This window comes from Pseudomonas sp. GW456-L12 (genome assembly GCF_059424045.1).
This window is the reverse complement of the sequence record NZ_JBWKZA010000019.1, coordinates 39,443-58,885: the sequence shown is the minus strand read 5'-3', so window position 1 is coordinate 58,885 and position 19,443 is coordinate 39,443. Positions and strand designations below refer to the sequence as shown.

The 19,443-nt window shown below is 62.9% G+C and carries 18 protein-coding genes; 11 read left to right on the top strand and 7 right to left on the bottom strand.

What is annotated here, in order from left to right:
• Positions 1 to 67: 67 nt before the first annotated feature.
• The 5 genes from AC07Y9_RS21710 to AC07Y9_RS21690 all read left to right on the top strand — a co-directional run bounded on the left by AC07Y9_RS21710 (position 68) and on the right by AC07Y9_RS21690 (position 6,906).
• The gene (locus tag AC07Y9_RS21710; protein ID WP_087092199.1) at positions 68 to 2,143 is read left to right on the top strand and encodes a type VI secretion system Vgr family protein; all 2,076 of its coding nucleotides are present in this window, start codon (positions 68 to 70) and stop codon (positions 2,141 to 2,143) included.
• Positions 2,140 to 2,988, top strand: coding sequence for a DUF4123 domain-containing protein (locus AC07Y9_RS21705; protein WP_102680752.1), 849 nt, complete (start codon positions 2,140 to 2,142; stop codon positions 2,986 to 2,988). The genes AC07Y9_RS21710 and AC07Y9_RS21705 overlap by 4 nt, the downstream gene beginning before the upstream one ends.
• Entirely contained in the window at positions 2,985 to 3,779 is a 795-nt protein-coding gene (locus tag AC07Y9_RS21700) for a hypothetical protein (RefSeq protein WP_087092197.1), read from the top strand. Before AC07Y9_RS21705 ends, AC07Y9_RS21700 begins: the two co-directional genes overlap by 4 nt.
• Positions 3,780 to 3,874: 95 nt before the next feature.
• Entirely contained in the window at positions 3,875 to 4,663 is a 789-nt protein-coding gene (locus AC07Y9_RS21695; RefSeq protein ID WP_102680780.1) for a hypothetical protein, read from the top strand.
• A complete protein-coding gene (locus tag AC07Y9_RS21690) occupies positions 4,660 to 6,906 on the top strand; it encodes a lipase family protein (RefSeq protein WP_102680753.1) in 2,247 nt (748 codons plus the stop codon). Before AC07Y9_RS21695 ends, AC07Y9_RS21690 begins: the two co-directional genes overlap by 4 nt.
• Positions 6,907 to 7,037: 131 nt before the next feature.
• Here the strand turns inward: AC07Y9_RS21690 and AC07Y9_RS21685 are convergent, their stop codons facing one another.
• A complete protein-coding gene (locus AC07Y9_RS21685; RefSeq protein ID WP_102680754.1) occupies positions 7,038 to 7,463 on the bottom strand; it encodes a helix-turn-helix domain-containing protein in 426 nt (141 codons plus the stop codon).
• Positions 7,464 to 7,754: 291 nt separating this feature from the next.
• Here AC07Y9_RS21685 and AC07Y9_RS21680 point away from each other — a divergent pair, with 291 nt between their 5' ends.
• The 6 genes from AC07Y9_RS21680 to AC07Y9_RS21655 all read left to right on the top strand — a co-directional run bounded on the left by AC07Y9_RS21680 (position 7,755) and on the right by AC07Y9_RS21655 (position 13,612).
• Positions 7,755 to 8,678, top strand: coding sequence for a LysR family transcriptional regulator (locus AC07Y9_RS21680; protein WP_102680755.1), 924 nt, complete (start codon positions 7,755 to 7,757; stop codon positions 8,676 to 8,678).
• A 125-nt stretch (positions 8,679 to 8,803) separates the two neighbouring features.
• A complete protein-coding gene (locus tag AC07Y9_RS21675) occupies positions 8,804 to 9,220 on the top strand; it encodes a DoxX family protein (RefSeq protein WP_087092193.1) in 417 nt (138 codons plus the stop codon).
• Complete coding sequence (locus AC07Y9_RS21670) at positions 9,213 to 9,842, top strand: antibiotic biosynthesis monooxygenase (protein WP_102680756.1); 630 nt, start codon at positions 9,213 to 9,215, stop codon at positions 9,840 to 9,842. Before AC07Y9_RS21675 ends, AC07Y9_RS21670 begins: the two co-directional genes overlap by 8 nt.
• 118 nt (positions 9,843 to 9,960) lie before the next feature.
• Entirely contained in the window at positions 9,961 to 11,799 is a 1,839-nt protein-coding gene (locus AC07Y9_RS21665) for an amidohydrolase (protein WP_053262080.1), read from the top strand.
• 68 nt (positions 11,800 to 11,867) lie between these two features.
• Positions 11,868 to 12,494, top strand: coding sequence for an isochorismate family cysteine hydrolase YcaC (gene ycaC, locus AC07Y9_RS21660; protein ID WP_007924341.1), 627 nt, complete (start codon positions 11,868 to 11,870; stop codon positions 12,492 to 12,494).
• A 212-nt stretch (positions 12,495 to 12,706) separates the two neighbouring features.
• On the top strand, positions 12,707 to 13,612 hold the full coding sequence (locus AC07Y9_RS21655; protein WP_102680757.1) for a LysR family transcriptional regulator: 906 nt from the start codon (positions 12,707 to 12,709) through the stop codon (positions 13,610 to 13,612).
• Positions 13,613 to 13,685: 73 nt separating this feature from the next.
• On the opposite strand, the gene AC07Y9_RS21650 is transcribed toward AC07Y9_RS21655, so the two are convergent.
• From AC07Y9_RS21650 to AC07Y9_RS21625, 6 genes are read right to left on the bottom strand one after another with little or no spacing between them, the layout of a single operon-like run.
• Positions 13,686 to 14,945, bottom strand: a complete 1,260-nt coding sequence (locus AC07Y9_RS21650) for a TIGR02270 family protein (protein WP_102680758.1) — start codon at positions 14,943 to 14,945, stop codon at positions 13,686 to 13,688.
• Positions 14,946 to 14,948: 3 nt separating this feature from the next.
• Positions 14,949 to 15,863 (bottom strand): beta propeller repeat protein, encoded by a 915-nt coding sequence (locus tag AC07Y9_RS21645; protein ID WP_102680759.1) that lies wholly within the window; start codon positions 15,861 to 15,863, stop codon positions 14,949 to 14,951.
• A gap of 10 nt (positions 15,864 to 15,873) precedes the next feature.
• Positions 15,874 to 16,821 carry a DUF4150 domain-containing protein gene (locus AC07Y9_RS21640; RefSeq protein WP_009044350.1) on the bottom strand — a complete coding sequence of 316 codons (948 nt, stop codon included), beginning with the start codon at positions 16,819 to 16,821 and terminating at the stop codon, positions 15,874 to 15,876.
• Positions 16,822 to 17,856: a 3-oxoacyl-ACP synthase gene (locus tag AC07Y9_RS21635; protein WP_102680760.1), complete on the bottom strand. Its 1,035-nt coding sequence runs from the start codon at positions 17,854 to 17,856 to the stop codon at positions 16,822 to 16,824. It abuts the gene before it with no gap.
• Positions 17,856 to 18,968, bottom strand: a complete 1,113-nt coding sequence (locus AC07Y9_RS21630; protein ID WP_102680761.1) for a DUF2169 family type VI secretion system accessory protein — start codon at positions 18,966 to 18,968, stop codon at positions 17,856 to 17,858. The genes AC07Y9_RS21635 and AC07Y9_RS21630 overlap by 1 nt, the downstream gene beginning before the upstream one ends.
• Before the next feature lie 15 nt (positions 18,969 to 18,983).
• Positions 18,984 to 19,430, bottom strand: a complete 447-nt coding sequence (locus tag AC07Y9_RS21625) for a DUF6484 domain-containing protein (RefSeq protein ID WP_102680762.1) — start codon at positions 19,428 to 19,430, stop codon at positions 18,984 to 18,986.
• Positions 19,431 to 19,443 lie beyond the last annotated feature (13 nt).

The window sequence follows — 19,443 nt, the reverse complement described above, 5'->3', positions numbered from 1 at the left end:
TAATGTCCTGCCAGCCATTTGCTCCGGGTCATTGAAAGGCCCGCTGTCTCGCTTAAGGAAAAGCTAAATGTTTGCGCCCGCCAACACCGCGCACTTCACGCTATCGATCCCAGCCGTCCGCCATGACTTCAAGGTACTGGCTTTCGACGGCACCGAAGCCCTCAGCACCCTCTATGGGATCCGCGTCGAGCTGGTCAGCGAGAACCCTGACGTCGATCTGGAAAGCCTGCTCAATCAGCCGGCCTTCCTTCGGTTCGGGCTGAACGGCGAAGGCCTTCATGGGCAGATCGAAGACCTGTACGTGGGCGAGGCAGGCAAGCGCCTGACGCGCTATCACCTGACCCTGGTGCCGGTGCTGCACTACCTGCAATTCAGCTGCAACCAGCGGATCTTCCAGCACCTGACAGTGCCGCAAATCATCGCCCAGGTGCTGGGTGGCCACGGCATCCAGGCCGACGTCTACACCTTCAATGTCAGTACCAGTCCGGAGCGCGAATACTGCACCCAGTACGGGGAAAGCGATTTCGAGTTCATCCAGCGCTTGTGCGCCGAGGACGGCATCGCCTGGCACCACCAGCACTCGGCCGAGGGCCATCGGCTGGTGTTCAGCGATGACCAGACCTGTTTCCCCCTGTTGGGGGATACACCCTATCAGCAGGACACCGGCACGGTAGCGGACCATCCGGTGGTCAGCCGGTTCTCCCAGCGCTTCAGCACTCGTGCCAGCACCGTGACGCGTCGCGATTACGATCTGAAACGTCCGAGTCTGTTGCTCGAAAGCCAATTCACCGCGGACTTCCAGCCGGTGCTTGAGGACTACAGTTACCCAGCGCCGATCACCACGCTGGAGCGCGGCAGAGTGTTGGCCAGGCAGGCCCTGGAACGGCACCGTGTCGATTACCAGTTGGCCGAAGGCCAAAGCGATCAGCCGACGCTGCGCAGTGGGCACTTCTTCAACCTGACCGGACACCCGCGCAACAGTTGCAACGACTTGTGGTTGTTGCTGAGCGTCACGCATTGCGGCCGACAACCGCAGTCACTCGAAGAGTCCGTCCCTAGCGACACCCAGCCCGAAGACGGCTTCACCCAGGGCTATCGCAACAGCTTCACTGCGATTCCGTGGGACGTGTTTTTCCGTCCGCCGCTGCTGACGCACCGGCCCCTGCTGGGCTGCCAGACCGCCCGGGTCACCGGCCCGACCGGCGAGGAAATCTTCTGCGATGAGTTTGGCAGGGTGAAGGTCGAACTCCATTGGGACCGACGGGAGCTGGGTAGCGACAAAAGCAGCTGCTGGCTACGGGTTTCTTCAAGTTGGGCGGGGGAGAACTTTGGTGCAGTGAGCATCCCGAGGATCGGCATGGAAGTGGTGGTGACTTTCCTCGAAGGCAACCCGGACAATCCTTTAATTACGGGCGTTGTGCCGAACAAGACTACACCCGTGCCTTACGCGTTACCGGCGAACAAAAGCAAGACCGTGTTACGCAGCCGCAGCACGCCGGACAGCGGCGGCTACAACGAACTGTCGATCGAGGACCGTGCCGGGCAGGAAAAAGTCTACCTGCGTGCGCAGCGCGACATCGAGCAGCTGATCCTCAACGACAGCGACACCCAAATCGGCAACGACCGGCGCGAACAGATCATCCGGGACAGCCATAGCCTGATCGGCAACGACCGCTTTGATCAGGTGGGCAGCAACAGCTCCAGCCTGATCAAGGGTGATGAACTGCACACTACCCAAGGCGTACGGAACACCCAGATCGGCGGCAATGAACTGCTCTCCATCTCGGGCAATGGCAGCATCACCGTAGGCGGAACCTGGGTCGTGCAAGCGGGGCCCCAGGCCCGCGTCACCGCTACCCATGTGGTGGTTGATGCGAGTACAAGCCTGACGCTTAAAGCAGGCGGCCAGCACATCGTCATTACCCCTGGGGGGATCTTCAGCAGCGTGCCGATCGTTCAGGGCGGAGCCCCGGTGGCAGGGATTGCGCCGCAACAGATCCTACAGGCACTGGCCGAGGAGCCGCAGACCAGCGTTGCCAATTCGTTGGCGCTCGTTGCCGCCGCCAGGCAACGCGCTGCGGACTTCTGCCCACTCTGCGAAGCCTGCCGCGACGGACAGTGCGCTATTGGAGAGGTTGCATGAGTACGCCCGAACAATGGATGCGCGTCCAGGGTGAGCTCGGCCAGCGCCTCTACCTGATACTGGACTCCGTTGGTCAGCTGGATGAGCGCAATGCGCTGCTCAACGAGAGGGATAACGACCAGTACAGCAATCTGTATAGCGGTACGCCCGCCAGCGCGCTGGCAGCAATAGGCCCATACCTTTTTCAGCTCGATACGCTGGATCATCCAGCCATCCAGGTCTTGCTCAAAACGCCGGAGCGTCATTGGGGCTGGCTGGCCAGCAGCGCAAGCGGCGATCTGGATCAACTGGCCCGCCATTGGCGCGCCCGCCTGGTAACGGGGGAGCGGCCGAACCAGGCCCTCTATCGTTTTCATGACAATCGTGTCCTGGGGCGAGCCTTGGCACACCTGCGTCCCGAACAACGCAGCGAATTCCTCGGGCCGATAGCCAGCGTGTGTTACTGGCAGGATGGGCAATGGGCGGCCGCCTACAATCCCGCCCCGGGCGAATACCCGGTGCCACCCGCCCCGGCGTGGCTCGCTGTCCCGCCGACCGCGGACACGGCGGCAGGCATACAAATCGATAACGCCCGGCGCTACCTGATGGTTGAGCAGATGGAGCGGCTGGCCGAACTTGCCAGGCAACAGGATGCGGACACCTGGCTACAGGCTCAGTTAGAGTTGGCCCGCGCGTGGGGCTGGCAGGCGCCAGAGCAAGTCCGGTTCCTGCTCGTTCAACGCTTGCAAGCACCAGGCGATGCACTGCCCAGGTTCTGGTCACCTCAACTCGACGAAACACCCCTGACGCATTTTCAGCGTGTGTATCAGCAAGTGCAGTTTTGGCAAGGAGATGCCGCCGTATGAACCGAACCCTTCAAAGCCTGATTCTTGTCAGCAGCCTGGCGCTGGTACAGGGCTGCGCCGCCCTGGGCAAGTCCAACAGCTTTACCCTCACGGCCGACCTGCCACCGGACTTCGCCTATGTCGCGTCGGTGTATTACGTGCCCGCCAAAGGGCAAACCTGCACCGTGTCGACGGCAGATAATCTGGCGCCGCAGTTCAACCGTGAGTGGCGCACCGAATACAAGCCGGATGCGCAAATCGAGATACGTCGGACTCGCAAGGGTTGCGAACTGGTGATCGATTACGTCGAGCTGGAAATCAACGCGACCTATGGTAAGGACTGGAGTGATTTAGGGCGTGAGTATGCCCAGGTTTCGGTGCGCACAGAACTGCCAGAAGCGGTTAAAGGTACGTTCAACGCCGCTGGGGAAAGTGAGTTTTCCGGTCAGTGCCAGTGGCTATTCCGCACGATTGGCCCTAACCGCTATATCACCAAGATTCTCGACTGCAAAAAGACCGATGCATCCGGCGAGCGATTGAAGAGCCGTCCCTTTGCGGCCTATACCCTCGACGAGCTGCCGGGTAAAACCGTGAAGATGAAGATCAAGCTGGCTGATGAGGAAAGGCCGTACATGAAGGACACCTGGGTCAAGGTGCCCGGTGGTTGGAAGCGTTGCATGGGCAAAGGATTCGAAGACCAATATGCATTCTGCTACGGCAACTACAAAGACTTCAGTACCTTCAGAATGCCTGATGGCCGCAGCTGCACCATCTATCCAGGTTGCACCGAAGACAAGGAGGTGACTCCATGAGCCTTGAGCCGATGGAAGAATGGGAGCGGCCTTTCTTCGAGACGCGCATGCATGCTTGTCCGATGCGGACACATTCGAGCAGTTTTCAGGAGGCTGTGAAACGAACCCTGCAAAGTCTGATGCTTGGCAGTTGTCTGGCACTGACGCAGGGCTGCGTCGCCACGTCCAACAGCTTCACCTTTACGGCCGACCTGCCACCGGACTTCGCCTATGTCGCGTCGGTGTATTACGTGCCCGCCAAAGGGCAAACCTGCACCGTGCCGAGGGCAGACAATCGGGTGCCGCAGTTCAACCGTGAGTGGCGCACCGAATACAAACCCGACGCCCAAATCGAGATACGTCGGACTCGCAAGGGGTGCGAGCTGGTGATCGATCACGTCGAGCTGCAGCTCAACGCGACCTATGGCAAGGATCGAGGGGATTTTGGACGTGACTGGGCCAAGGTTGTCGTACGTGAAGAGCTCCCGGCTGAGCATAAAGGCACATTCAACTCCACTGGGGAAAGCGAGTTTTCCGGCCAGTGCCAGTGGTTGTTCCGTACGTCTGGTGGCCTGCGTCGTATCGTAAAGATCCTCGACTGCAAAAAGATGGATGCGTCTGGCGAGATGCTGAAGAGCCGACCTTTCGCAGCCTATACCCTCGACGATCTGCCGGGTAAAACCGTGAAGATGAAAATCAAGCTGGCCGATGAGGAAAGGCCTGCTGTCGGAGACACTTGGGTCAAGGTGCCTGGTGGTTGGAAGCGTTGCATGGGAGAAAACTTCGCAGACCAATACGCGTTTTGCTATGGCAACTACAAGGATTTCAGCACATTCAGAATGCCCGGTGGCCGCATCTGCACCATCTATCCAGGTTGCACCGAAGACAAGGAGGTGACCCCATGAGCCTTGAGCCGATGGAAGAATGGGAGCGGCCTTTCTTCGATACGCGCATGCATGCTTGTCCGATGCAGACACATTCGACCAGCTTTCAACTGGTGGACGAAAGGGGTGACGGCACACCCTATGCCGGTTTGGCCTATGAGGCCACCGATTACGAGGGCGCCATTTACCTGGGTGTCCTGGACGAAACAGGCACAGGCAAGGTCACTCGACACTATTGCGGGCCGGTAGTGCTCAAGGTTGATCAAGCCTATCAAGGACTTGAAGATATCTATACCGCTTTAAGTGGGAGAGACCATTACCCGCTGCCCATTACCGAGTTGCAAGTACGCGCCGAAAAGACCCGCTTTCTGAACCCAAGCGGCGCCCGAACTCAGTCCAACCCCGCGCAAGCCCAAGCCGGTTTCTTCTGCCAGGTCGAGGTGGGCGAATTGGTGGCGCATCGTGCCCACCTACCGCCGCTGGCACCCCGCAACTTTCCACCCCAGCACCATGTGCACTCGCTGATGCGCCGGCCCTCAGAGGCGACCGCCATGGCGGAATTGGGATTTGGCCCCACGCCTCCTAAGGTGCAGGGCATTGCGCTATTACCGAACAAACACCATGTGCTGGAGGTGCGTCCGCTGCGGGCACTGAGTCCGGTCCTGTCCACGGGCGAAGAATTCTGCTCACTCAACCTGTACCAGTTGGCCCTGATGGCAACCCTGAGCTACAGCCCGTTTGGTCAGGTCCCTGCTACACAGCCGGTGGTGAGCGATAGCGTGAGCTTCCCGACGCAACCTAGCGTCGGGAACTGGTTTGGCGATGCCTTGGCCAAGTCTGATGAGATTTGGCAAGTGGACGCGCAACAGGCGGGCGGGAAGACCTATTACCCCTTGTATGCCGATGTAGCGTATTCCAAACGTCTAGAGATCGTACCCTTCGACCCAGAGTTGTACCCGGATGTGAACAGCCCCGACCTGGGGGTGAGACAGGAGCATCCCGACAGGCTTCACTACTTTGACGATGCGAAAAAAGATGATCGCACTGATTCTCAGGCGTTCATCACCCATAACGATGAGTTGGTTTTGCTGGCGGTACGGGGGACAGCCGGTGGCGCTGATGTGCTGCGTGACTTGGATGCTGCCCAAGTACCCTTCGAGAAGACCAATGGCAAGGTGCATAGCGGCTTCTATGATTCCGCAAAGGCCGTTCGGACCTTCGTCACCACATATCTGGACAAATTCTACAGTGGGCAAAAGCTGGTGATCACCGGCCACAGCCTGGGCGGTGCGGTGGCCCTGTTGGTCGCTGAAATGCTGCGGAGCAACCAAAAATATGCTGCAAATATTGTGCTCTACACCTACGGCAGCCCACGCGTAGGCGACAAGACCTTCGTGGAAAACGCCAAGGCTTTGGTGCACCACCGCATAGTCAACCAGAACGACCCGGTGCCGAGTGTCCCGGCGACCTGGATGAACACGTCCTGGCGTATGTCGGGGATGGGCGCTGTGCTTACGTTCTTCAATCCTGCCCTCGGAGGGGCGGTCTTGCTCCTCAGTCCCGTCAACATTGCCGGCGAACCCTATACGCACCACGGCGAACTGCGGCATTTCATGCCAGTGTCGTTTGCCGATGGCCACAAGTCCGCAATCCTTTGGACGCCCGGGTGTAAAACGATTACCGAGCGGGGTGGTGCGGCGGTCTGCGCCAAGGCGCTGGATGCCAAGAATGGTTTGCCAAAGCGAGGGGGGCTGCTGCAACAAATGGTGGATAACGCCCACCACAAGATGGTCGTCAGCTACATCCCGCATTGCTGGGCCGCCTTGCGCCGTGCGCAAGAGGCTCTGCAGGAGGGGTGTCCCCTGGTGACTTCGACTGAGTATGATCGGGTCCATGAAGCGCTACAGGACTTCGAGACACAGTTGAGAGAAAAGGAGGCGGCGGCACGCGGTTCTGTCAGGGAACACCAGATCGTAGGACCGCTGCGCGCTGAAATCGGCAGGTTGCAAGAGACCGCCGCGCGACTGAAAGACCTGAGCGGCCAACGTGTCACCAAGGCGAAGGTATACGGACGGGTTGCAGATCAGCCCGAGGTATTGGCGATGAGTCTGGACCGCTGGCTAGCGCACCCCTTCAATCGCACGCAGGAACAACTCGCGATGGCGCCGCCAGATGCCGACAGCAACGATCGTGCGATTGCTGCTTTGGTCGGCGGCCACGTCCCGGGCACCACCTTCAATCTGGACATCGATGCAATAGGGTAGAACGGAGCAACAAGGGGGCTTCCCAATTGCCCCCTGCCGGTCTCACGCTCAATGAACCGCAACAGCCTTGGCTATCTCCGTGCGGCTTGCCAGATTCAAGCCCGTGATACGACAAGATTCGAACCGCGGCCTTATGCGCTCGCCTGGTCGAGGCAGGGGCGGGCGCGCAGGACCCGGCACCGCCAGGCGAATGGATTGATGCCTTCGCTGTGGGTGAAGATGTGGCAGAAATGCGCCTGGTCGCAGAAGCCGCATTCCAGGCTGATCTGCGTCAGGGTCAGGTCGGTGCTGCGGATCAGTTGCTTGGCCCGGGCGATGCGCTGGCAGCGAATCCATTCCTGAGGGGACAGGCCGGTGCTGCACTTGAAGGCGCGGGAGAAATGGCTGCGGGACAGGGCGCAGGCGCGGGCGAGTTCGGTGACTTCCAGGGTGTCGCTCAGGCCGTCGAGGATCATTTGCTTGACCAGGCTTTCGCGCCAGGGAGAAAGGCCGCCAGGGGTGGCTTTTCGGGGTTGCGGGACGGACGCCCTGACGGCGTTGTGCTGAGCGTGGGCCATGACGAAATTCCGTGTCGGTGGGCATGCGCCGGCGCACCGCGGGGTGAGCCGGGCGCTTCCCGATTTAGAAAACAGGTCTGCGCAGAGGGCCTCATTCTTGGTGGTGGCGCGGGGGCTTGCGAGTTAAACGTTGTTAATTCCGCTCAGCCGCAGGTTGCGTATCTGCAGCAACTCAGCACATGGCTGCAATTTTTCCGTGGGGCAGGCGTGCATGCTCCCGCAAGCCGCAAGCCGGGGCGGCCTACCGCTGGATAGCTCGTACATGGCTGACAAGACAATGGAACTGCACCGATGAACCGTAACGATCTGCGCCGCATCGACATGAACCTGCTGGTGATTTTCGAGGCCCTGATGTTCGAAAAGAACCTGACCCGGGTCGCCGAAAAACTGTTCATGGGCCAGCCCGCGGTGAGCGCCGCGCTGGGCCGCCTGCGCGACCTGTTCGACGATCCGCTGCTGTTGCGCAACGGCCGTGCGATGGAGCCGACGGCCCGGGCGCTGGTGATCCTCAAGGAGCTGCAACCGGCGATGGACGCGATCTCGGGCGCAGTCAGCCGGGCCAAGGAATTCGACCCGGCGACCAGCTGCGACCTGTTCCGCATCGGCCTGTCGGACGATGCCGAGTTCGGTCTGTTTCCGCCGTTGTTGAGCCGGTTGCGCGAGGAGGCCCCGGGCATAGTCGTGGTGGTGCGCCGGGCCAACTACCTGTTGATGCCGGCCTTGCTGGCCTCCGGGGAGATCTCGGTCGGGGTCAGCTACACCACTGAATTGCCGGCCAATGCCAAGCGCAAGAAGCTGCGGGACATCGGCTGCAAGGTGCTGCGCGGTGACAACCGGCCCGAACCCTTGACCCTCGATGAATACTGCCGGCGGCCCCACGCCATGGTGTCGTTCTCCGGCGACCTGAGCGGCAATATCGACCTCGACCTGGCCAAGGTCGGGCGCAGCCGCCGGGTGGTGTTGGGGGTGCCGCAGTTCAGCGGTCTGCGGGCCTTGCTCGCCGGCACCGAGATGATCGCCACCGTGCCCGACTACGCGGCCTGTGCCCTGGTCGAAGGCTGCGCCTTGCGCGCCGAGGACCCGCCGTTCGCCATCGAGGCGGCGCAGCTGTCCATGGCCTGGAGCGGGGTGCATGACAACGATCCGGCCGAGCGCTGGTTGCGCTCGCGGATCGCCCAGTTCATGTCCGAGCCCTTGAAGATTCACGCTGCCTAGGCGCGGGCGGTCGATCCGGTCCCTGCGGCAAGAGAGCACATACATTCAATTTTTCCCGACCGCGCAGCGGCACCATGCAATCTCGGCGTCGATGCCGGGGATTTTCAAATTGTGCGGGTGCGCCAATGAACGCTTCACCATGGGATGAACGAGCCCGGGACCTCGGGCTGCTGTTTCTGCGAGTCAGCGCCGGACTGTTTCTGCTCTGGGTGCACGGCCTGCCGAAACTGCTCGATTACAGCGCGCAACTGCAACGCATCGAAGACCCGTTCCGGCTGGGCGCCAACCTGACGCTGATGCTGGCGATTTTCGCCGAGGTGCTGTGCCCGTTGCTGATTGTCGCCGGGGTGGCGGTGCGCCTGGCGTGCCTGCCGATCCTCGCGGTGCTGCTGGTGGCACTGCTGGTGGTGCATCCGCAGTGGAGCCTGGCTGAAGGCCAGTTCGCCTGGCTGTTGTTGATCCTGTTCAGCAGCATTTTTATCGCCGGCCCGGGACGGCTGGCCCTCAATGATCGTTTCGCCGGAGCCTTGCGTTATGTCTGATCCCAATCGCCTCGAAGCCACTGCGTGGCCGGACTCCGATGAGGTCGTGACGCTGATCGTCAAGCACCGGGTCAAGGCTGGCCTGGAAGCGCCCTATGAAGCCTGGTTGCGGCGCATTGTCGGGGTTGCCGGACAGTACGAGGGGCATCTGGGCGTGGACGTGATTCGCGGCAAGAGCGGCGGCCTCGACCTGTTCACCTGCGTGCTGCGCTTTTGCTCCACCGAGGCGATGCAGCGCTGGCTCGACTCGCCGCAACGCCGGGCACTGGTGGACGAAGCCGCGCCGATGCTGGCCGACGGCGACCAGACCGAAGTCCACCCGGTCCATGAATTCTGGTTTTCCATCCAGACCGACACCGCTTCGCCACCGCCACGATGGAAACAGGCGCTGTTGACTATGCTGGTAATTCTGCCGCACACCCTGCTGGTGCCGCTGATCTGGGGGCCTGTGCTGCAACTGAATGCCTGGCTTGGCAATTACGTGGTCGCCACTTTCCTGATCACCCTGACCATCGTGCTGTCGGTGGTCTATCTGTTCATGCCCCTGGCGACCCGGCTGTTCGCCCCCTGGTTGCAAGCCTCTGCCACCGATCGACACCTGGAGCCCGGCCATGGCCAATAACGATGACCCGACCGATCCGCTGCGCCGCCACTTGCTCGCAGCCGGGTCCTTGCTCAGCGCCGCGGCGGCTTTCTGGCCGCGCCTGTCCCTTGCCTCTTCCCATTCAGAAGGACATCCGATGAACGCCGATCTGATTCTGTTCAATGGTCAATTCCACACCGTCGACCGTGAGAAGCCCCGCGCCAGTGCGGTTGCCATCAGCCAGGGGCGCTTCGTCGCCGTGGGCACCGATGCCGAGGCCATGGCCCTGCGCGGCAGCGCCACCCAGGTCATCGACCTCAAGGGCCGCACGGTGATCCCCGGCCTCAACGACTCGCACCTGCACCTGATCCGCGGCGGCCTGAACTACAACCTGGAACTGCGCTGGGAAGGCGTGCCGTCGCTGGCCGACGCCCTGCGCATGCTCAAGGACCAGGCCGACCGCACGCCAACCCCGCAGTGGGTGCGGGTGGTGGGCGGCTGGAACGAGTTCCAGTTCGCCGAAAAACGCATGCCGACCCTGGAAGAACTCAACCAGGCGGCGCCGGACACCCCGGTGTTCGTCCTGCACCTGTACGACCGCGCCTTGCTCAACCGCGCGGCCCTGCGGGTCGCCGGCTACACCCGCAACACGCCGAACCCGCCGGGCGGCGAGATCGTCCGCGACAGCAACGGCGAGCCCACCGGCATGCTGGTGGCGCGGCCAAACGCGATGATTCTCTATTCGACCCTGGCCAAGGGGCCGAAGCTGCCGCTGGAATACCAGGTCAACTCGACCCGCCAGTTCATGCGCGAACTCAATCGCCTCGGCCTGACCAGCGCCATCGATGCCGGCGGCGGTTTCCAGAACTACCCGGACGACTACGCGGTGATCGAGCAACTGGCCCGGGAGCAGCAGTTGACGGTGCGCATCGCCTACAACCTGTTCACCCAGAAGCCCAAGGAAGAACTCACCGACTTCAAGAACTGGACCGGCAGCGTCAAGCTGCACCAGGGCGACGACTTCCTGCGCCATAACGGCGCCGGGGAAATGCTGGTGTTCTCCGCCGCCGACTTCGAGGACTTCCTCGAACCGCGTCCGGACCTGCCGCAGACCATGGAGCAGGAACTGGAACCGGTGGTGCGCCATCTGGTGGAACAGCGCTGGCCGTTCCGCCTGCACGCCACCTACGACGAATCGATCTCGCGCATGCTCGACGTGTTCGAGAAGGTCAACCGCGACATTCCGTTCAATGGCCTGCCGTGGTTCTTCGACCACGCCGAAACCATCACGCCGAAAAACATCGAGCGGGTGAGGGCGCTGGGTGGCGGCATCGCGATCCAGGACCGCATGGCGTTCCAGGGCGAATACTTTGTCGATCGCTACGGCGCCAAGGCCGCCGAACAGACCCCACCGATCAAACGCATGCTGGCCGAAGGCGTGCCGGTGGGCGCCGGCACCGACGCCACCCGCGTCTCCAGCTACAACCCCTGGACCTCGCTGTACTGGATGGTCAGCGGCAAGACCGTGGGCGGCATGGAGCTGCACGCCGAAGGCCTGCCGCGGCAGACCGCGCTGGAACTGTTCACCCATGGCAGCGCCTGGTTCTCCTCGGAGCAGGGCAAGAAGGGCCAGATCAAGGTCGGCCAGCTGGCGGACCTGGCGGCGCTGTCTGCGGACTTCTTCAGCGTCGAGGAAGAGGCCATCAAGTGGATCGAGTCGGTGCTGACCGTGGTCGACGGCAAGGTGGTGTACGCCGCCGGCGACTTCTCCAAGCTTTCGCCGCCGATGGTGCCGGTGCTGCCGGACTGGTCGCCGGTGGTCAAGGTGCCGGGGCACTGGCGTCCGACCTCGCCGCTGGTGGCCCAGGTGCACCAGTGCAGCGGCCCGTGCGCGGTGCATGCCCACAGCCACGAGCGGGCGCGCCTGTCGAATGTGCCGGTCAGTGACTTCCAGGGTTTCTGGGGCGCCTTCGGCTGCTCGTGCTTTGCCTTCTGACGATCAACAACAGTGCCGGCCGCAGTGGCCGGCACCCATAGCGACATCCATCCACCTAGGAGTTTCACATGAGCAACGTACCCTACAAACGTCTGGACATTAATGACGCCGTTGTCCTGCTGGTCGACCACCAGACCGGCCTGATCTCGCTGGTCCAGGATTTCTCGCCGAACGAGTTCAAGAACAACGTGCTGGCCCTGGCCGACTGCGCCAAGTTCTTCAAGCTGCCGACCATCCTCACCACCAGCTTCGAATCCGGCCCGAACGGCCCGCTGGTGCCCGAGCTGAAACAGATGTTCCCGGATGCGCCCTACATCGCTCGCCCAGGCCAGATCAATGCCTGGGACAACGAAGACTTCGTCAAGGCGATCAAGGCCACCGGCCGCAAGCAACTGATCATCGCTGGCGTGGTGACCGACGTCTGCGTGGCGTTCCCGACCCTGTGCGCACTGGAAGAAGGTTTTGACGTGTTCGTCGTGACCGACGCTTCCGGCACCTTCAACGAGGTGGTGCAGCAGGCTGCCTGGGCCCGCATGGCCGCCGCCGGCGCGCAACTGGTCAACTGGTTCTCCGTGGCGTGCGAGCTGCAGCGCGACTGGCGCAACGACATGGAAGGCCTGGCCAACCTGCTGTCGCAGCGTATCCCGAACTACCGCAACCTGATGAACAGCTACTCGGCGTTCACTGCCAAATAAGCCTCGTGTTATCGCTGAGCTGAAAAAATGCCCGCCATTGTGCGGGCATTTTTTTGCCTCGCGGACAGCGCGATCCCTGTAGCCGCTGCCGCAGGCTGCGATCGGCGGCGCAGCCGGCGTAAAACCAGGCGATGTGGTTTTCCAGGTGGAATGAGGTGCCGGAACGCGAAAAAGCCGCTATAAAGCGTTCAGCTGTCAACCAGAGAGTGACAATGAACCCGTTCGAAGACATGCGTATTTTTTGCCAGGTCATGGACGCCGGCAGCTTCACCGCGGCGGCGGATCAGCTGGGCCTGTCCAAGCAGTTCGTCAGCCGGCGCCTGATGCAGTTGGAAGAACGCCTGGGCGTGCGCCTGCTCAATCGCTCGACCCGACGCCTGGACGTGACGCCCCTGGGGCAGAGTTACTACGAGTCGGCCCTGCGCCTGCTCAGCGAAGTTGAACAGGTGGAGCAGGGCATCGCCGGCCAGACCGTCGAACCCCGGGGCACCATTCGCCTGAGCGCGCCGCTGTCGTTCGCCATGGCCCATCTGGGGGAGCTGTTGCCGCTGTTCCTGCGGCGCTATCGCGATGTCGCGGTCGAGGTCGATCTCAGCGACCGGCCGGTGGACTTGCTCGGCGAGGGCTACGACCTGGCCTTGCGCATCGGCGTGCTGGAAGACTCGACGCTGATCGCCCGGCGCATCGCCTCGATCCAGCGGGTGTATTGCGCCAGCCCGGCGTACCTGGCCGAGCGCGGCACCCCGCTCAAGCCCGAGGAACTGCAGGGCCACGACTGCTTGCCCTACGGCCACGGCCGCCAGGTGCAGTGGCGTTTCGAAGGGCAGGGCAATAAGCCCTTGCTGGTCAACGTCACCGGCAGGATGCGGGTCAACAACGGCGAATTGCTCAAGGACGCGGCCATCGCCGGCATGGGCATTACCTACCTGCCGACCTTCATCGTCGAAGCGGCGCTGAACGACGGGCGACTGGTGTCGGTGCTGGATGGCTTCGAACCCGCGCCCCTGGCCTTGTCGGCGGTCTACCCGCAGCACCGCCAGGGTTCGCGACCGGTGCAGGTGTTCATCGAGTTCCTGCGCGAACAGCTGAATCGCGGGGTGGCGTCGGTCGCGCGATAAGGCGTGGGGAAATGCGCTGGCGTTAGTGGGGGCTGTCTGGTGTAGCCCGGTGCCATCCGGGGCAGCTGCCGGCTCAGCGCCCGAACGCCGCTGGCTCTCCCAACAATGCCTTTTGCCGCCAGGCGGGTGCGCTGGTGGGGAACAGCACTTCGGTCGGACGCAAACGCGCGATGCCGCAGGCCGCGGCGATTCGCTGGCGTTGCTGGCCGCGGACAAGCGCTTGCCGATAACTGCTTTCGCTCTGTCGCAGCCCCAGCACATAGCCCACGCCTGCCTGGAAATCGCCTGCATGGGCTTGCCACCAGGCTGCGATCAACTTCGGGTCGGGCCAGGGCAGGTTCTCATCGGGATCCATGACGACATTGGAGTCCTCAGGGTCGTCGTTCGGGCCGGCATCGAAATCCGGCAGGTCCTGCAATTCCAGATCGAGCAGCGCCAGGTCGGCGCCAGTCATCAGGCTGAAGGCCTCGCCAGCGACGCGGGCATGCGGCAGGTCGCCCATCTGCTGGATCAGCCAGGGCACGCTGACCGGGTCGCCCAGCAGCCCGACGGCCTGGATGCCGATGCGCCGCTGTTCGGGGTTCTGCATCAACTGGCGGATCCAGGCGATGCTGTGCTCGCGCTTTTGCCAGGCCAGCCATACGCAGAGCGCGCGGTACTGGAATTCACCCGGTTGCTCGGCGAACTGGCGCAGCGGCTCCAGCGCTTCCTCGTCGCCCATCTGCGCGGTGGCCCAGTTGGCCCAGAAGCGGGTGGCTGCATCCTGATGCTGGCGGTGGGCACGAATCGCCGGCATCAGGTCACGACGGCGCAACTCGCCGGCAGTACGAGCGGCCTGGGCGATAACGGCCGCATCGGCATGCGCCAACCCCGCAATCAACACTGCCCCCGGATCACGCCGGTGCATGCCGCAGGCGGCCAGGCCGATGCAGCGAAACAACGCTTGCGGCGAGCCGAGCAGCTTCTCCACCCAGGGTTCGACTCGGGGCCAGTCCAGCCAGCCCAGCGCGGCACCCATATAACGGGCACCGTCGGGGTGGGCGCGCAGATGTTCGGCCAACTGGGTCATTGCGCAAGTATTGGCGGCTTCGAAGGCCAGCACCGTGGCCGCGAATATCTCGCCCTGGGCATTGGGGTTGAGCTGCTGGAGCACCAGGTCCAGGCTCTTTAGCTCGCCTATCTGCAAAGCATCCAGATGAGCTTCGATGCGCTTGTCGAGATCGAGCAGGTGCGCCAGGTCGTAGTGGGGGGCGTGCACGGCAAGGTCGCGCAGGCCGGCCAGAAAGGTGGCCTCCTCAATATGCTGGTCGATGACGATACTGAGGCTCGTCATCGATCAGTTTTCTGGGCAAACATGGCGCCGCCACGTGCTGCCGTCGAAACTGAGCACGCATTCGTCGCCTGCCACCCACAGCACATCGGGCTTGGCATCGATGGCGTAGTAGGCCTTTTTGCCCCTCAGCGGCACCTTGGTCTCGCGCAGCTGCACGCCGTCGTACTCGAGCAACTGGTCGGTTGCGGTCACGTAGAGCTTGCCGGCGAACTCAACCATGTTTTCCAGCACTTCGGCGCACAGGTCGCGATCACCGATATCTGTCCATCCCGCCTGCGCGCTGCCTCGTAGCAGGATCCCGCCGGACCCGCCGATGTACACCACACCATCGGCGGCGCAGTGCACGCAGTAAAGCGGCAGGTTGGTGGGGGCCACCGATGCCAGCCAGCCTTTGCCGTCCCAGTGCCAGATGGCGCCGCCATCGCCGACGGCATAGACATCGGCGCGCGAGAACCCGTCAATGCCGTTCAGGCAGGCCGTGACCTCGTCCACCAACGGAACATAGAGCCCCTGGTCGATGCGCTGCCAGACGCCCTTGCTTTGCCTCAATACCTGGTTCTGTGTGCCGCAGGCATACAGTTCGCCATCCACCTCGCAGAGGTCCATCAGGTAGACATTGTCGATGTCCAGCGTGGTGTCGGTGCTGGACTGCCCGGAGGGGTGTTCACGGAGTAGCCCGGCCCGCCCGAGGAAACAGTAGTTACCTTTCTGCTGCCCGCGCAGCGGTGCTCTCTGCAGAGCGCTGTAGACCACCTCGGGAATGTCGTAGACATGGAACCAGTCGTCCTGGTCGATCATCATCACCCGGGTTACGCTGGGTTCCGCGCCCTCCAGATAGAGATGCCCGCCGAGCAGCGCCTGCTCCGGTCCGATCGCGATAATGTTGGTGAAGTAGAGGGCGGTTTCGCTCTTTGCCATGGTTCAGATCCTATGGGCGTCCTGCGGGGGCTGGTGCGGAACGTGCGGGTGGTATGACTTTGCCCGCCGCGCCCGAGGCACGGAGGTTCAAAGTGTTGGTGCAGCCAGGTCCTTTCTTCGGCTTGGCCTTGTAGTACTGGTCGAGCTGGAAGGCGACGCACTCCTGCTCTTTTTTCGTCAGGTCGCGCGGGGGGCTCAGTGCGCCTCCTGCCGAGGCGGCCGCAGTGTTGCGTGCGGTTTCATATTTGAACGGCTTGCCCTTGTCGAAGTGGTCCAATTCGACCGGATCGAACTTCGCATGGCAGCGCTTGTGCGAACCCTGGTGTTGGTTGCCGCGCGACACGCAGATCACCGGGGCTTTCGAGTGACTGTAACCGGCCTTGCCGCGCATGCAGCGGCCGGGTATCAGATGGTGGCCGGTTTGCGCCGCTCCGCTCGCTGTGTTCGGACAGGCCTTGCTATAGGGCTGCAGGCGCAGGTGTCCCATGCCGGCGCACTTGCCGCCCGGCTTGAAGGCCGCCTTCATCTTTGAGGTGTGCGGCCAGGTTGCCGTGTTGCCAGGAGACGGATTGTGGTTGTGGGTGGTCAGGTCGAGATGGCGAACGACGTTCAATCCTTCGAACTTCACGTCCATCGACCAGGAGATGAAATAGACCTTCCCGGTATTGGTACTGGTGATAATGCCTTTCTTCGGCGCTCGACCTGCCTCGTCGCCATAGCTCTTCTTGAAATGGCTCTTATTCTTGAGCATCACTTCCTTGCCGGTGATCTTGACGGTCCGAGTGCCCTGCGTCGTGTCCTTCGACATGCCGGTATTCGGATAGGGGATCGGTACGCCCAAGGGGGTAGGCGGTGCCTGTGGCGGGGTGAAGCAGACGTCGGGAAACGAGGCTATCGATTTCCCCGAGGCCGACTTGCAGGAAAGTTCTCGACCATTGGCGTAGACCTCATTGGCCATCTAGTTCGCCCTCACACGCTGGTAGCCGAGCACCATCGCCGCTCGCTCGCCCCCATCATTGCTCGAATGGCAGAGTACCTGCGCGCTGTGGCCGTAGCCTTTGCGCGAGGCAGCCAGGGCAATGCACAGCAGCGCGGGTCCGGTCATTGCCCCGCACTCGCCGATGCAGTCCGCGGGGCTCCAGAGCTCGACGCGCTCCTTGCGTACCCGCAGGGTCCGGCTCAGGGCCAGCGCGGCTTCCTTGAAGTAATACTGCTCACCCGTCAGGTCGGCGAGACGATAGTCGATATGCTCGAAGCCGAAGCCGCAGTCATCGAACGCCGCTTTCACCGCCTGAGTGAGCCCGTCCGCGCGAAATGGCAGCCCCTCGCTTTCGACAGTAGCTTTTTCCCTTCCGAAACCAAGCCCAAGGCATAGCAGTTGCGGCTCTTCGCTGGCCCGCACGGCCGTCACCAGTATCGCCGCAGCTCCTTCGCCAGGAATGAAGCCGTTGTCGCAATGACTGCTGAGTAGCCGGTCTCGCTCCTGATAGGCCGCGAGCGTCGCCCCGGTGAGATAGGAATCGACACCTGCGATCAGTACCTTCGAACATCCCTGCTCGATGAGTCTACGTGCGTTGATCAATGCCACCGCGGCGCTCACCCGGCCCCGCGGGATCACACAGGAGCGCTCGTGAAAGCGCTGGCCGAGGCGCTCCTCGATGGCCAGCAGCAAGGACTCGTCCAGGCGCTCCAGGCGTCCTGGCCGATCGCTCTCGGCCACGCCGAGCAGCAGCGGTATGTCGTGGACGTCCTCGTCGGACAGACCGGACAGGCACTCTGCGATGGCCATGCTGGCCATTCCCACCAGTTGTGCATATCCGGAGGACGGCTCAGGCAGGATCACGGGCGCGCCGATCAACCATTCCCCTGCCTGGTCAATGAAACGGGTCTCCTGGAAGTTATCGATGGCGCAGCGGATCGCCGCGCAGCTCGCGGGGGCGCTAAGGCCTACGGCGCTGACCATGCCGGAGCCGATGATGCACAGTGCGGCCATCAGGGCGTCTCCTCGGGCGTGCGTTTGGCTTTCACCAGAGCCGACAGCGACGGGTAGTAATCCTTGCCCAGTTCGCGGGCGCGCCACCAGCCGGTGGACATGGTGCCCACCAGCACCTGGGCGATTTCGAACAGGTTGCGTTTGAGCGGGCGGCTGGTGCGCCAGGTGATCTCGATGCGTTGCGTGTCGGTGTCGATCAGCAGGGTGTCGATCACCGCCTGCACGGTTTCATGACCGCCTTTTTTCAGAAAGAAGGTCACCGGCACCTCCATTTCGGGGATGCGAAAACCCGCACGCTCCTGGGGCGTGAGGTTGAGCAACAGCACATCTTCGCCGCCGCGCAGGTAGTGGGTCTGCTGATCCTCAGGGGCCGCCTGAAAGTAGCGGTGGTCGAAATCCGCCGGCAGAAAGGGAAAGCAGTCGGCCAGCCAGGCGTCGTCGTAGGTGCCGGCGAAGCGGGCGCGTTGCGGCCAGCCACGGCCGAGGGGGCCGAGGGCCATGGGGCGGAAGTCGCCAGAGGGGCTGTCGATCGATTTGCCCAACTCCTCGGTGCTCGGCATCGGCATACCGACGATGTCGGCGCTGTCAGCGCTGCGCGGGTACCAGCCGCAACCGATCGGATTGTCCAGGTAGCAGTGGCGCAACGCGGGGTCGTTGGCGATCGGATGGCTGCCGCCAAACGCCCGGGCGTAGGAGATGTCCTGCTCGGTAAACGGCTGCGGCAAGCCGGGAGCAACGCCCAACAGCCCCGACTGCCATTGCCGTGGACCGAGGACGGAAAGAGCCTTGCTCATCCGCCCGACGCGAATGCCCGCGGTCAGTTGTGTCACGGGACGCCCGCCTGGGGCGTAGGCCTTGCCGCGCACCAGCACATCGCAGCATGGCTTGACCGGGGCGAAGTCCATTTCCTGCAGCGGCGCGCTGAGGCCGGGCTCGCCGAGAAAAGTGTCGGCCATCAGCAGCGGTTGCTGGGTGTCGGCGAGGGTGGCCGCGCGGCCGTCCAGGGGCAGGTTGAACGTGCCCTTGGCCACCACCACCAGGGATTCGCGGCCATCGGGCGCCAGGCCCTGGGTATAGGCCGCAAGCAGTTGGCTGGCGTTGAGCAGTTCCATAGGCCGGATACCTGTCTAGTTGATCTGCACCGAACCGCCCTTGATGCGGTTGACCCCGCTGGAGCGGCTGGACAGGTAGGCGCCCTGGATGATCACTTTGCCCGCGCGGGTCAGGGTGATGCTGGCCTTGCCGCAACGCAGCACGATCTCGCGTTCGGCGCTCAGTTCCAGGCAATGGTCGTCCAGCCGCACGCTGGCGACGGGCTCGGGCGGAGTATCCGTGCCGAGCAGGCGGCCGATCACCAATGGGCAAGCCGGGTCGCCGCCTTCGAACATCAGCGCGACCTGGCCGCCGATATCCGCGGGCTCCAGCCGCGCGGTGCAGCGGGCAACGACGCCGCTGGCATCCGGGCAACCCGGGTAAAGGACCCTGGGCGCACTGGCGTGCGGCAGCTCGAGCAGGGTGCCGATGACCACTGCATCGATGCGGGCTTGCATGGGTAGCGGGTGTTGAACCGTCATTGCATGCCTCCAT

Coding starts and splice junctions, on each gene's coding strand:
- AC07Y9_RS21645 (WP_102680759.1), bottom strand. CDS start 15,863: ATGGCAAAGAGCGAAACCGCCCTCTACTTCACCAACATTATCGCGATC.
- AC07Y9_RS21675 (WP_087092193.1), top strand. CDS start 8,804: ATGAACGCTTCACCATGGGATGAACGAGCCCGGGACCTCGGGCTGCTG.
- AC07Y9_RS21635 (WP_102680760.1), bottom strand. CDS start 17,856: ATGGCCGCACTGTGCATCATCGGCTCCGGCATGGTCAGCGCCGTAGGC.
- AC07Y9_RS21670 (WP_102680756.1), top strand. CDS start 9,213: ATGTCTGATCCCAATCGCCTCGAAGCCACTGCGTGGCCGGACTCCGAT.
- AC07Y9_RS21685 (WP_102680754.1), bottom strand. CDS start 7,463: ATGGCCCACGCTCAGCACAACGCCGTCAGGGCGTCCGTCCCGCAACCC.
- AC07Y9_RS21680 (WP_102680755.1), top strand. CDS start 7,755: ATGAACCGTAACGATCTGCGCCGCATCGACATGAACCTGCTGGTGATT.
- AC07Y9_RS21710 (WP_087092199.1), top strand. CDS start 68: ATGTTTGCGCCCGCCAACACCGCGCACTTCACGCTATCGATCCCAGCC.
- ycaC (WP_007924341.1), top strand. CDS start 11,868: ATGAGCAACGTACCCTACAAACGTCTGGACATTAATGACGCCGTTGTC.
- AC07Y9_RS21655 (WP_102680757.1), top strand. CDS start 12,707: ATGAACCCGTTCGAAGACATGCGTATTTTTTGCCAGGTCATGGACGCC.
- AC07Y9_RS21705 (WP_102680752.1), top strand. CDS start 2,140: ATGAGTACGCCCGAACAATGGATGCGCGTCCAGGGTGAGCTCGGCCAG.
- AC07Y9_RS21665 (WP_053262080.1), top strand. CDS start 9,961: ATGAACGCCGATCTGATTCTGTTCAATGGTCAATTCCACACCGTCGAC.
- AC07Y9_RS21630 (WP_102680761.1), bottom strand. CDS start 18,968: ATGGAACTGCTCAACGCCAGCCAACTGCTTGCGGCCTATACCCAGGGC.
- AC07Y9_RS21650 (WP_102680758.1), bottom strand. CDS start 14,945: ATGACGAGCCTCAGTATCGTCATCGACCAGCATATTGAGGAGGCCACC.
- AC07Y9_RS21700 (WP_087092197.1), top strand. CDS start 2,985: ATGAACCGAACCCTTCAAAGCCTGATTCTTGTCAGCAGCCTGGCGCTG.
- AC07Y9_RS21690 (WP_102680753.1), top strand. CDS start 4,660: ATGAGCCTTGAGCCGATGGAAGAATGGGAGCGGCCTTTCTTCGATACG.
- AC07Y9_RS21625 (WP_102680762.1), bottom strand. CDS start 19,430: ATGACGGTTCAACACCCGCTACCCATGCAAGCCCGCATCGATGCAGTG.
- AC07Y9_RS21640 (WP_009044350.1), bottom strand. CDS start 16,821: ATGGCCAATGAGGTCTACGCCAATGGTCGAGAACTTTCCTGCAAGTCG.